This is a genomic window from Pyxidicoccus xibeiensis (assembly GCF_024198175.1).
Lineage (GTDB): Bacteria > Myxococcota > Myxococcia > Myxococcales > Myxococcaceae > Myxococcus > Myxococcus xibeiensis.
Window position 1 is genome coordinate 97752 of record NZ_JAJVKV010000021.1, and the last position, 13403, is coordinate 111154.

The following is a 13403-nucleotide window of genomic DNA, read 5'->3' on the forward strand; positions in this document are numbered from 1 at the left end:
TCATCCATTCGCCGTCGCCGGTGCGTCTGGACGTGGCGGACCTGACAGGCCTGCCCGACGCCCAGCGACTGGCGGAGGCGCGCCGCCTGGCCACCGAGGACGCCCTGCGGCCCTTCAACCTCGCCACCGGGCCGCTGCTGCACATCACCCTGGTGCGCCTGGGTGAGCATCGGCATGCGCTGCTGCTCAACGTGCATCACATCGTCTCCGACGGCTGGTCCTCGGGCGTGCTGGTGAGCGAGGTGGTGGCGCTCTACGAGGCCTTCCGTCAGGGCCTGCCCTCGCCGCTGCCCGAGCTGCCAGTGCAGTACGCCGACTACGCCCTCTGGCAGCGCCAGTGGCTGCATGGGGCGGCGCTCGACAGGCAGCTCGGCTGGTGGAAGCAGCAGCTCTCCGGGGCGCCGCCGCACCTGGAGCTGGCCACGGACTTCCCGCGTCCGCCGGTCCTCTCGCACCGGGGAGTATCGGTGCCGGTGCACCTGCCTCGGGAGCTGAGTGAGTCGCTCAAGGCCCTCGCCTGGCGTGAGGGCGCCACGCCGTTCATGGTGCTGCTGGCCTCCTTCCAGCTCCTGCTCTCCCGCTACTCGGGCCAGGAGGACATCGTCGTCGGCTCGCCCATCGCGGGCCGGACCCGCGCGGAGACCGAGGGCCTCATCGGCTTCTTCATCAACACCCTCGTCCTGCGTGCACGTCCGGAGGGCCAGTACTCCTTCCTCGAGCTGCTGCGGCAGGTGCGAGAGACGACGCTCGGAGCCTACGAACACCAGGACGTGCCCTTCGAGAAGCTCGTCGAAGAGCTGCATCCGGCGCGCGACCTCAGCCGTTCGCCGCTCTTCCAGTCCTTCTTCGTGCTGCAGAACACCCCGGTGCGCGACGTGCTCCTGCCCTCGCTGGCGTTCCGAGCGCTGGAGGCTCGAGGCGAAGAAGCGGCCAAGTTCGAGCTCAACCTCAACCTCTCCGAGAGCGCTGAGGGCTTCCTCGGCTATCTCCAGTTCAATACCGCGCTCTACGCGGAGGCGACCGCGGCGCGAATGGTGCGGCATCTCCAGGTGCTGCTGGAGGCCATCGTCGCCAATCCCGCTCAGCGCCTGTCCGAGCTACCCCTGCTCACCGGCAGCGAGCGCCAGCAGGTGCTGCGTGAATGGAATGACACCGCCTCCGAAGCGCCGGTGGACTCCTGCTTCCACCACGCCTTCGAGGCCCAGGCCGCCAGGACTCCCGACGCACCCGCCGTGGCCTTCGAGGACTCCGTCCTCTCCTTCGCCCAGCTCAACTCCCGCGCCAACCAGCTCGCCTGGCACCTGCGCTCGCAGGGCGTCGGCCCGGACGTCCCCGTGGCCCTGTGCTTCGAGCGCTCCGTCGACATGGTCGTCGCCCTGCTGGGCGTCATGAAGGCCGGCGGCGCCTACGTACCCCTGGACCCAGCCTGGCCTACCCAGCGCCTGGAGTTCACCCTCCTGGACTGCGCTGCCCCCGTGCTGCTCACCCAGCGGCACCTGGAGTCCTCCTGGTGCCCGGTGGGCACCCGCGTGCTGTGCCTCGACTCGGCCGAGGCGCTTCCTGCCTCGCTGCCCTCGCACAACCCTCCGGCCTCCGCCGCCTCCGGCAACCTCGCCTACGTCATCTACACCTCCGGCAGCACGGGCACCCCCAAGGGCGTCATGGTGCAGCACCGCTCCGTGCTCAACCTGCGCCATGCCCTGGCCACCACCGTCTACGCCGGCCAGCCTTCCGGCCTTCGCGTCAGCGTCAATGCGCCCCTGGCCTTCGACGCCTCCGTCAAGCAGCTCGTCCAGCTGCTCGACGGCCACTGCCTGTGCATCGTCCCCGAGACGACTCGCCAGGACCCGGACGCCATGCGCCTGTGGCTCAAGCACCAGCGGGTGGACGTGCTCGACTGCACGCCTTCGCTGCTTCGCCTGCTGGTGCAGTCCGGAATGCTTCAGGACGCGTCCGCTCCGCGCCTGCTGGTGCCCGGTGGTGAGGCCATCGACGAGGCCCTCTGGCTGCAGCTGGCCTCGGCGCCTCGCACCCTTACCTTCAACGTCTACGGGCCCACCGAGTGCACCGTCGACTCCACCGCCTTCGCCGTGCGGCCCGACACCCGGCCCACCATTGGCGGGCCTCTTTCCAACGTCCACGTCTACGTCCTCGACTCGCACCTGCGCCCGGTGCCCGTCGGCGTGCCCGGGGAGTTGTTCATCTCTGGCGCGGGCCTCGCACGTGGCTACCTGCGCCGGCCGGGCCTCACCGCCGAGCGTTTCCTGCCCGACGCCTTCAGCCCCACCCCCGGCGCTCGCATGTACCGCACTGGCGACAAGGTGCGCTGGCTGGCCGACGGCACGCTGGACTACCTGGGCCGCACCGACTTCCAGGTGAAGCTGCGTGGCTTCCGCATTGAACTGGGCGAAATCGAAGCGGCGCTGTCCGCCCAGCCCGGCGTGCGGCAAGCCCTGGTGCTGGTGCGCGAGGACGTGCCCGGCAACCCCCGCCTGGTGGCCTACTTCACCCACGAAGGCACCGCGCCAGACTCCGCCGCCCTGCGCTCTGCTCCCAAGCAGCGGCTGCCCGAGTCCATCACCCACGAAGGCACCGCGCCGGACTCCGCCGCCCTGCGCTCTGCCCTCAAGCAGCGGCTGCCCGAGTACATGGTGCCCGCGGCCTTCGTCGCCCTCGATGCCTTCCCGCTGACACCCAACGGGAAAGTGGACCGGCGTGCCCTGCCCGTCCCCGACGTCGCCTCGACTTCCAGCTACGAAGCACCGGCCACTCCCACCGAACAGACCCTGGCCTCTCTCTGGGCCGAGGTCCTGCACGTGGAGAAGGTCGGTCGTCACGACGACTTCTTCGCCCTGGGCGGCCACTCCCTGCTGGCCACCCAGGTCGTCTCGCGCGTGCGCAAGGCCTTCGACGTGGAGCTGCCCCTGCGCGCCCTCTTCGAGGCGCCCACTGTCGCTTCCCTTGCCCCGCGCATCGAGGACGCCAAGCGTGAACGGGACGGCATCCGGCTGCCGCCGCTCGTCCCGGTGCCTCGCACGGGCGCGCTGCCGCTGTCCTTCGCACAGCAGCGGCTGTGGTTCCTGGACCGCCTGCAGCCGGGCAGCGCCTTCTACAACATCGCCTCGGCGATGCAGCTCGATGGCCACCTGGACCTCCGTGCCCTCGAGCACGCGCTCCAGGGACTCGTCCAGCGCCATGAGGCCCTGCGCACCAGCTTCCACATTCTGGAGGACGGCTCCCCCGTCCAGCACCTCCACGCGGAGGCTCCGCTGCCCCTGACGGTGGTGGACCTGAGCCACCTGCCCGAGCCCGAGCACGAGGCGGCCGCTCGCGAGCAGGCCTCCCTGGAAGCACAGAGGCCCTTCGACCTGACGAAGGCTCCGCTGATGCGCACCACCGTGGTGCGCCTGTCCGAGCGCAGCCACGTCCTGCTCGTCACCGTCCACCACATCGTCTCGGATGGCTGGTCCAACCGGATCCTCTTCCGCGATGTCGGCGCGCTCTACAGCGCACTCTCCCAGGGGCGCCCTTCGCCGCTGGCGCCGCTGTCGCTCCAGTACGCGGACTACGCCGTCTGGCAGAGCGGGTGGCTGAAGGGCGAGACGCTGGAGAAGCAGGTGTCCTGGTGGAAGCAGCAACTCCAAGGCGTGCCTCACGCGCTGGAGCTGCCCACCGACAGGCCCCGTCCTCCCGTGCAGACCTCCCATGGCGCCACGGTGCCCGTGCACTTCGGCCCGCGGTTCGCGACGGACTTCCAGGAGCTGTGTCGCCGCGAGGGCGTCACGCCCTTCATGGCCCTGCTGTCCGCCTTCAGCGTCCTGCTCTCTCGGTACTCCGGCCAGGACGACCTGGTCGTTGGCTCCCCCATCGCCAATCGCCAGCAGGCCGAGCTCGAGCACATCGTCGGCTTCTTCGCCAACACCCTCGCCCTTCGCACCCGCCTCGACCCGGGCATGTCCTTCCGGCAGCTGCTCGCCCAGGTGAAGGAGACGACGCTGGGCGCCTATGCGCACCAGGACGTCCCCTTCGAGAAGCTCGTCGACGAGCTGCGTCCCGAGCGAGACCTGAGCCGCACGCCCCTCTTCCAGGTCCTGCTTGCCCTGCAGAACACCCCCAGGCAGGAGTCGACAGACCAGGACGAAACGGGCGACACGGCCCTGGCGCTGCGTCCGGTGGAGGCGAACAGCGGCACCGCCAAGTTCGACCTCTCGTTGCTCCTGGCGGACGCCGGTGACGAGCTCCGCGGAATGCTCGAGTACAACACCGACCTCTTCGACGCCGATACGGCGCGGAGGATGGTGGGCCATCTGCTGCGGCTGCTGGACGGGGCCATGGCCGACCCGGGCGTTGCCATCTCGCGACTGTCGATGCTGGGAGAGGAGGAGCAGCGCCAGCTCCTCGTGGAGTGGAACGACACTTCGCGCGAGCAGCACACGCCCCAGCTGCTGCACCGTCCCGTGGAGGCCCAGGCCACCCGCACGCCTCATGCAATCGCCGTCACCGACGGCACCCGCTCGCTCACCTACGCCGAGCTGGACACGCGCGCCAACCAGCTCGCGCACCACCTCGTCGCCCTGGGCGTGCCCCTGGGCGGCATCGTGGGCCTGTGCCTCGACAAGAGCCTGGACATGGCCGTTGCCGTGCTGGCCGTGCACAAGGCCGGTGCCGCCTTCCTCGCGCTCGACCCCACCTACCCCGCCGACCGCCTCGCCTTCATGCTGGAGGACGCAGACGCTCCCGTCGTCGTCTCCCAGTCGCATCTCACGTCCGTGCTCCCCGCGGACCTGCGCGCCCGCCGCGTCTTCGTGGACACGGAGGCCGATGCCATCTCGCGACTGCCCACGCACGCGCCCTCGCGCGACGTGTCGCCCGAGGCCATCTGCTACCTCATCTACACCTCCGGCAGCACCGGCCGGCCCAAGGGCATCGTCATGCCCCACCGCGCCCTCAGCTACCTGCTCGCGTGGCAGCAGCAGCAGTCCGTCAACCCCGCCGACACCACGCTGCAGTTCGCGTCGCTCAACTTCGACGTCTCCATCCAGGAGCTGTTCAGCACCTGGTGGGCCGGCGGCACCGTCGTGCTGCCCACCGGCGGCCTGCGCCAGGACATCCCTGCCCTGCTCGCCTTCATGCACCGGCATGCGGTGGAACGACTGTTCCTTCCGTTCATCGCCCTGCAGGCCATGGCCGATGCCGTGGCCCATGGCGCCACCCTGCCGCGCGCGCTGCGCGAGGTGGTGACGGCCGGTGAGCAACTCCAGGTGACGCCCGCCCTGGTGGCCTTCTTCGAGAAGCTGCCTGGCTGCATCCTTGAGAATCAGTACGGCCCTTCCGAGGCCCACGTCGTCTCCGCCCTGCGCCTCCAGGGCGCTCCTTCCTCCTGGCCCTCCCTGCCCGCTGTTGGCAGCGCGCTGGCCCACACGCAGCTCTACGTGCTGGACACCCAGGGACAGCCGTGCCCGGTGGGCGTGCCCGGCGAGGTCTTCGTCGGTGGATCGCACCTGGCCCACGGCTACCTGGCAAGGCCGGACCTGACGGCCAAGGCCTTCGTGCCCAACCCTTTCAGCGACGAGCCCGGCTCCCGCCTGTACCGCACCGGTGACCTGGCGCGCTGGAAGGCTGACGGCAACCTGGAGTTCCTCGGCCGCATCGACTTCCAGGTGAAGCTGCGCGGCTTCCGCATCGAGCTGGGCGAAGTCGAAGCCGTCCTGCGCGCCCTGCCGGGCGTGCGCGACGCCGCCGCCGTGGTGCGCGAGGACAACCCCGGTGACAAGCGCCTGGTGGCCTACGTCGTCCCGGTCCGGGCAGAAGGACACACGGAGGCCACGCCGCTGGACATCGATGTCCTGCGCGGCCTGCTCCTGCAGCGGCTGCCCGAGTACATGGTGCCCTCCGCGTTCGTCTCGTTGGAGGCGCTGCCGCTGACGCCCAGCGGCAAGCTGGCGCGCAAGCTGCTCCCCGCGCCCGACGCCGAGAGCCTGCGCGGCGATGCCCCGTTCACCGACCCACGCACTCCCGAGGAAGCGAAGCTGGCGGCCATCTTCAGCGAGGTGCTGCGACTGCCACGCATCAGCGTCACCGATGGCTTCTTCGCCATGGGTGGCCACTCGCTGCTCGCCACCCAGGTCATCTCGCGCGTGCGCTCCACCTTCGGCGTGGAGCTGCCCCTGCGCACGCTCTTCGAAGCACCCACCGTGGCCGCTCTCGCGGCACGCATTGCCCAGGCACTGAAGCAAGGGCAGCAGGGCCCGGAGGTCCCACCGCTGGTGCCCGTGCCTCGCACCGGCCCCCTGCCGCTGTCCTTCGCACAGCAGCGACTGTGGTTCATCGACCAGCTTCAGCCGGGAAGCGCCTCCTACAACATGCCCTCGCCGGTGCGCCTCGAGGGGGTGCTGGAGGTCGCGGTGCTGGAGCGGAGCCTGGACGCACTCGTCCGCCGCCACGAGTCGCTGCGCACCACCTTCACGTCCCACCAGGGCGAGCCCGTGCAGGTCATCCATCCCGCTTCCGACTTCCACCTGCCCGTGGTGGACCTGAGCGCGCTGGCCCCCGAGCACCGGGAGGCCGAGGCGTTGCGCCTGGCCACCGAACACGGCACGCGCCCGTTCGACCTGGCACATGGGCCGCTGTTCCGCGCCTCGCTGCTGCGGCTGGCGCCTGACGACCAGGTGCTGCTGCTCAACACCCACCACATCGTCTCCGACGGCTGGTCTCTGGGGGTGCTCGTCCGGGAGCTGGCCGGCCTCTACGAGGCCTTCGCCTCTGGCACCCAGCCCCACCTCCCGCCGCTGCCGGTGCAGTACGCCGACTACGCAAGGTGGCAGCGCGGCTGGCTGCGCGGCGAGGTGCTCGAAGCCCAGCTCGGTTACTGGAAGCAGCAGCTCGGCGAGGCTCCCCAGGCCCTGGAGCTGCCCACCGACCGGCCCCGCCCGCCCGTGCAGACCTTCGCGGGCGCGGTGCATCCCTTCACGCTGCCCGTCGAGCTGGGGCAGCGACTGGAAGGGCTTGCCCGCGAGCACGACGCCACCCTCTTCATGGTGCTGCTGGCCGCCTGGCAGACGCTGTTGCACCGCTACTCGGGCCAGGACGACCTCGTCGTCGGCTCGCCCATCGCGGGCCGCAACCGCTCGGAGACGGAGGGCCTCATCGGCTTCTTTGTCAACTCGCTGGCCCTGCGCGCGCGCTTCTCCAGCGCGGACACGTTCGCGTCCCTGCTGGCCCAGGTGCGTGAGACCACGCTGGGCGCCTACGCCCATCAGGAGGTGCCCTTCGAGAAGCTGGTGGAGGTCCTCCAGCACGAGCGCGACCTGAGCCGTTCGCCGGTGTTCCAGGTCATGTTCTCGCTGCTGAACCTGCCGGACTCCTCCATCTCACTCCCCGGCGTGCGGCTGTCCTCGCTCGAGGCGCCCATCCACGTCGCCAAGTTCGACCTCACGCTGGCCATGCAGCCCGCCGCTGACAGCGTGTATGGCTCGCTGAGCTACAACACCGACCTGTTCGATGCCGCCACCGTCGAGCGCATGGCGAAGCACCTGGGCACGCTGCTGGAAGCCATTGCCACCAACCCCGGCCTGCGCCTGTCCGAGCTGCCGTTGCTCGGCGAGCCCGAGCGGCACCAACTGCTGGTGGAGTGGAACCAGACGGCCTCGACCTTCGAGGACGGCGCCTGCGTCCATGAGCTGTTCGAGGCCCAGGTGGCGAGGACGCCGGATGCCGAGGCCGTGCGCTTCGGCTCGGAGTCGCTGAGCTACCGCGAGCTGGATGCGCGCGCCAACCAGCTCGCCGATGAGCTGCGGGCCCGAGGCATCCGTCCCGACATGCGCGTGGCCCTGTGCGTGGAGCGCTCGTTCGACCTCGTCATCGGCATGCTGGGTGTGCTCAAGGCCGGCGGCGCCTACGTCCCGCTCGACCCGGCCTACCCGCGCGAGCGCCTGGACTTCATGCTCCAGGACTCCGGCGCGGCGGTGCTCCTCACGCACTCGCACCTGCGCGAGGTGCTGCCGGCCTTCTCCGGCGACGTGCTGGCGCTCGACACCGCCGAGCTGTCCCGCCACCCGGCCACCGCGCCAGCGCGCCTGGGCACCGCCGACAGCCTCGCGTACGTCATCTACACCTCCGGCTCCACCGGCCGTCCCAAGGGCGTCATGGTGGCCCACCGCGGCGTGCCCAACCTCACGCGACACCTGGCCCAGGCCACGGGCCTCGAGCCTGGCCAGCGCGTGCTCCAGTTCGCCTCCTACAGCTTCGACGCCGCCGTGTACGAGGTGACGACGACGCTGCTGCACGGCGCCACCCTGGTGCTCGCATCCCGCGACGCGCTGCTGCCCGGCCAGCCCCTGGTGGACACGCTGCGCGGCCAGGCCATCGACTCCGCGCTGCTGCCTCCCTCCGTGCTGGCACTGCTGCCCACCGAAGGCCTGGAGACGCTGGGCACCGTCATCTCCGGCGGCGAGGCCTGCACCGCCGAGGTGGTGGCGAAGTGGGCCCCGGGCCGGCGCTTCTTCAACGCCTACGGCCCCACCGAGTCCACCGTCATCGCCACCCTCCACCGGTGCATCCCAGACGGCCAGCGCCCGCCGCTGGGCAAGGGCCTGTCCAACACGCGTCTCTACGTCCTGGACCGCCACCTGCGGCCGGTGCCCGTGGGCGTCGCCGGAGAGCTGTTCATCGGCGGCGTCGGCCTCGCGCGCGGCTACCTCGGCCGCCCTGAGTTGACGGCGGAGCGGTTCGTCCCCCACGCCTTCAGCACCGAGCCGGGTGCTCGGCTGTACCGCTCCGGAGACCTCGTGCGCTGGAAGGCCGACGGCACGCTGGAGTACCTGGGCCGCACCGACTTCCAGGTGAAGCTGCGAGGCTTCCGCATTGAACTGGGTGAAATCGAGGCCGTGCTGTCCGCCCACCCGGGCGTGAGACAGGCGCTGGTGCTGGTGCGCGAGGACCGCCCGGGCGACAAGCGCTTGGTGGCCTACGTCGTCGGGACGGACCTCTCCGTCGAGGCACTCCGCGCTGCACTCAAGCAGCGGCTGCCCGAGCACATGGTGCCCTCCGCCTTCGTCCTGCTGGACGCCCTGCCCCTCACGCCCAACGGCAAGGTGGACCGCAAGGCCCTGCCCATTCCCGAGGCCTCCGTCTCCACCGTGGAGCAGGTGTCTCCTCGCGACGTGCTCGAGCACTCGCTGGCCGGCCTCTGGGCGGAGCTGCTGGGCCTGCCCACCGTGGGCATCCGCGACAACTTCTTCGAGCTGGGCGGCCACTCCCTGCTCGCCGTCCAGCTCATGGCCCGCGTCCAGGAGCGCACCGGCCGCCAACTGCCTCTGGCCGCACTCTTCCAGGCGCCCACCGTGGAGGCCCTGGCCTCGCTGCTGCGACAGGTGCCCGCGCCCTTCTCGCCCCTGGTGCCCATCCAGCGCGGGGGTGAGCGCCGGCCGCTCTTCCTCGTGCACCCCGTCGGCGGCAACGTCCTGGGCTATGCGGAGCTCGCGCGGCGCCTCGGCGCGGACCAGCCCGTCTACGGCCTCCAGTCCCAGGGACTCGACGGCCAGCAGCCCACCCTCGGCACCCTCGAGGAGATGGCCGCCCTCTACGTCGAGGCCCTTCGCACCGTCCAGCCTCACGGGCCCTACCTGCTCGGAGGCTGGTCGCTGGGCGCGGTGGTGGCCTTCGAAATGGCCCGCCAGTTGGAGGCCCGGGGGGAGAAGGTGGCGCTGCTGGCCCTCATCGACCCCAGCCCTGCCACCGCGGACCGCGTGAAGACGGACACCGAGGACCGCGCCCAGCTGGCGGCCCTCTTCGCCAGGGACCAGGCCCTGCTCGCCGCCAACGCGCCGTGGATGCCCGAGGCGCAGCTCGTCGAGCAGGGGCCGGACGCCATCCTCCAGCACCTGCTGGACGCGGGCCGCCAGGCGGGCCTGCTCGTCCCCGAGGTGGGCCTGCCACAGCTGCGCACCCTCTTCGAGGTCTTCGCCAGCAACACGCGTGCGCTGAAGCACTACGTGCCCGGGCCCTTCTCCGGGCGCGTCACCCTGCTGCGCGCCAGCGAAGGCGCAGAGGAGACGAACCGCACGCCGGACCGCGGCTGGGCGGCCCTCGCCACGGGCGGCCTGGACCTGAAGGAGGTGCCCGGCAACCACTACACCGTGCTGCGTGCACCCGGTGTACAGGTACTGGCGGAGCTCCTGTCAGCGCTGCTGTGAAGACGTGGCCAGCACCTTCATCCAGAGGTTTTCCGGGTAGTGGGTGCCGCCCGTGGTCGGGACGACCTTCCTGCCCGGGACCAGCTCCAGCCGGTAGCGTTGGAGCACCATCGCCGCGAACAGCGTGCCGATGACCGAGGCCAGCATCGACCCGATGCACACGCGCTGCCCACCCCCGAAGGCCATGTAGACGAACCGGGGCCGCGCCTGCACCGCCGCGTCGGAGAAGTGCTCCGGGTCGAAAGCCTCCGGGTTCTTCCAGTACTGCGGAAGCCGGTGCATGAGGGCGGGGCTGAGCGTCACCGGAGTCCCCGTCGGGACGTCGAACCCACCAATCGTGTCGTCCTTGATGGCGACCCTCGTGATCTCCGTGGCGACCGGATGGAGGCGCAGGGTTTCACTGAGGACCTGGCTCACGTACTGAAGCGCGGGCAGGTCCGCGGCCGTGGGAGTCCGCCCCCCCAGGCTCCGCTCCACCGTGTCCACGGTACGCGCGGCGATTTCCGGATGCTGCGCCAGGCAGAACCACATCCACGCGATGCCGATGGCTGTCGAGGAGTGTCCCGCGAAGAAGAACTCGACGAAGTCGTCGCGCACCTCCAGCTCGGTCATCCGCTCGCCCTTCTCGTCGCGTCCGTCGATGAGCACGCCGAGCATGTCCTCCGGCTGCTCCGACTGCGCCATCCGCTGGCGGACCATCTTCCAGGAGAAGTCGCTGATGTGTATCGCGGACGAGCGCGCCTGCGGGTGCCGGCGCCGGTGCTCCCAGGCCACCAGCGAGCGGGGAACGATGGGCACCTCGGCCAGCAGCGGGAGCGGGCGGATGGTGGCTCGCATGAAGCGCCACACCGCCTCACGGACGTCATCCGGTGGGTCCTCTGAGAAGAGCAGTTGCCCCATGACGGAGATGACGGCCCAGGACATCTCCTGGAGGACATGGATGGGCTCCCCGCTCCGGAGGTGCGGCTCCCAGCGCTGGTCGAGCACCCGCCCCAGCGTCTCCACCATCCGGGGAACCTGGGACAGCAGTCGCTCCCTGTTGAAGGCAGGCTGGGCCATCCGGCGGTGCCGCTTCCAGACCGCCCCACTGCTGCTCGTCAGGGACTCGCCCGCGAGGATGCCGCGACGGATGGGCTCCTTGGGGTAGTTGGTCACACCCTGGTCGACCAGGAAGTGCTTGATGAACGGCGGGCTGGCCACGAGGACGTGCGGCCTCGCCGGAAACGGCAGCAGGACGATGTCTCCGTACTGCTGATACGCACGCCACAGGAAGCTGTTGAGGTCTCCCCCCCTGGTCACCATGTGCCAGGCGAGTGAAGACAGCGAAGGGCCGGGGGGAAGGTTCGGTCGAGACATGGTCGGCTGTGCTCGAACGTAGCATGCACATCTGTCGGTTCGGGGTCGCCTCGCTGGCGGCCGTGACAACCTGTCATGCCCCGTCCCCCGCATGCGTGACAGAGGGTCCCGCGCTCCACGCCGCCAGGCGCGAATGGAGCACGTTCCCCGAGTGAAACACCGCACCTGGGCCCCCGTGGCACCGCGCTTGCTCATGGCTCCCCCATCACTGATTCGACAGGAGCCACGCCATGGCGCGCTTCATTCGCAGGAACCTCGGGTTGTTGTGCGGAGCCTTCGTTCTCGTCGCCGCCCCGGTGGCGGCGAACACGATGCAGCTGTTCACGGACTTCAAGCTCACCCACCTCATTCCGGGCCTCGAGCCGCGGCCGGAGCAGAAGGTCACGCCCGTCATCGTCATCGTCATCGAGCGCGAGCGCATCACCCTTCCCGTCAACAGCCAGCAGGTCGTCGAAGGCTCGGGCATCCACGCCGTGCCGGCCGCCACCGCGCCAGGTGACGGCATTCGCACGGTCGGCGAGCACGCCTATGAAATCCCGCACGGGGAGATGCAGGCGGCGCTCTCCCGCATGGACGACCTGTCCACGCAGGCGCGAATCGTTCCCGCCTTCCGGGAAGGTCAGGCCCAGGGGTTCAAGCTGTTCGCCATCCGGCCGGGCTCGGTGTTCGCGAAGCTCGGGCTGGTGAATGGCGACGTGCTCCAGCGCATCAACGGGCTGTCGCTCCAGACGCCCGAAGGCGCGATGGCGGCCTTCCAGAACCTGCGTGAAGCCCGGCACTTCGAGCTGGACCTCGAGCGCGACGGTGGCCCCGTCCGCAAGGTCTACGACGTGCGCTGAGTCCACGCTTCACGAGGGGGGAACGACGCGATGGCACTCATCTTCCGCAGGTATTTCTGGCTGGTGAACGGAACGTTCATCCTGCTCGTCGCGCTCCTGGCGGCGCGCACGCTCAATCTGTTCGTGGAGCTCGCGCTCGCGCCTCCGGTAGACACGGCCGCCTCCGCTCGCGGGTCGGCCACCGCCGCCGCGGAGGAGCCTCGTACGCCCCTGGATGGAGCCGTGCTCGCACGGCTCACGGGACTGACCTACGGGAAGGAAGCGCCCAGGGACGCCGAGCCTCCGAAGGACGTGGTCGCCACGGGGCCCGTGAGGAGCTCGCTGCGGGTGAAGCTCCTGGGCACGCTGGTGGCGACCGACGCGCAGTGGTCCTTCGCCTCGGTCCAGGACCTGGAGACCCAGCGCGCGAAGAGCCTGATGGTGGGCGATGACCTGATGGGCACGCGAGTGCTCACCATCGAGCGCGAGCGCATCATCGTCGCCGCCAACGGTCGCGAGGAGTTCATCGACGGAGAGGCCGCTTCCGCCGTGCAGGCCCCCGCCCTGACGCGCAACGTGCCCGTGGCCACTGCCGGCCCGGAGAGTGGCATCCGCGCCACGGGCGAGCACGCCTACGAGATTCCAGGCGAGGAGCTGCAGACCGCGCTCGCGCGGATGGACCAGCTCATGACCCAGGCCCGCGCACTGCCGGCCATCGAAGATGGCAAGTCCGTGGGCTTCAAGCTCGCGGCCATCAAGCAGAACTCGCTCTTCACGAAGATTGGCCTCCAGAACGGGGACGTGCTCAAGCGCATCAACGGGCTGACACTCGACTCCCCCGAGCGCGTCCTGGAGGCCTTCACCAAGCTGCGCGAGGCCCGGCACATCGAGCTGGACATCGGCCGCGGGGGCAGCTCGGTCCGCAAGGTGTACGACGTCCGCTGAAGCGGGAAATTGCCGTCCTCTTCAAGGCGCGACACGCCGGGCCCGACGGCCGCACTGTGGGCATCCGGAGGAGCACGGCACCACATCTGCG

At 70.2% G+C, this 13403-nt stretch carries 4 protein-coding genes (1 of these 4 only partly in view); 3 read left to right on the forward strand and 1 reads right to left on the reverse strand.

Annotated elements, in window-relative coordinates; genetic code table 11:
* Positions 1–10193, forward strand: the 3' end of a protein-coding gene (locus tag LXT23_RS45420) for a non-ribosomal peptide synthetase (RefSeq protein ID WP_253986780.1). 16156 nt of this gene lie to the left of the window's left edge; 10193 of the gene's 26349 nt are visible here — the last part of the coding sequence; its start codon lies off the left edge, out of view; it ends in the stop codon at positions 10191–10193.
* On the opposite strand, the gene LXT23_RS45425 is transcribed toward LXT23_RS45420, so the two are convergent.
* On the reverse strand, positions 10179–11744 hold the full coding sequence (locus LXT23_RS45425) for a cytochrome P450 (protein ID WP_323379164.1): 1566 nt from the start codon (positions 11742–11744) through the stop codon (positions 10179–10181). The two genes, LXT23_RS45420 and LXT23_RS45425, sit on opposite strands and share 15 nt — an antisense overlap.
* A gap of 35 nt (positions 11745–11779) precedes the next feature.
* Here LXT23_RS45425 and LXT23_RS45430 point away from each other — a divergent pair, with 35 nt between their 5' ends.
* Both LXT23_RS45430 and gspC read left to right on the forward strand, forming a co-directional pair.
* Entirely contained in the window at positions 11780–12388 is a 609-nt protein-coding gene (locus tag LXT23_RS45430; protein ID WP_253986782.1) for a hypothetical protein, read from the forward strand.
* 30 nt (positions 12389–12418) lie between these two features.
* Complete coding sequence (gene gspC / locus LXT23_RS45435; protein WP_253986783.1) at positions 12419–13312, forward strand: type II secretion system protein GspC; 894 nt, start codon at positions 12419–12421, stop codon at positions 13310–13312.
* The last annotated feature ends 91 nt before the right edge of the window (positions 13313–13403 follow it).

Coding starts and splice junctions, on each gene's coding strand:
- LXT23_RS45430 (WP_253986782.1), top strand. CDS start 11,780: ATGGCGCGCTTCATTCGCAGGAACCTCGGGTTGTTGTGCGGAGCCTTC.
- LXT23_RS45425 (WP_323379164.1), bottom strand. CDS start 11,744: ATGAGCAAGCGCGGTGCCACGGGGGCCCAGGTGCGGTGTTTCACTCGG.
- gspC (WP_253986783.1), top strand. CDS start 12,419: ATGGCACTCATCTTCCGCAGGTATTTCTGGCTGGTGAACGGAACGTTC.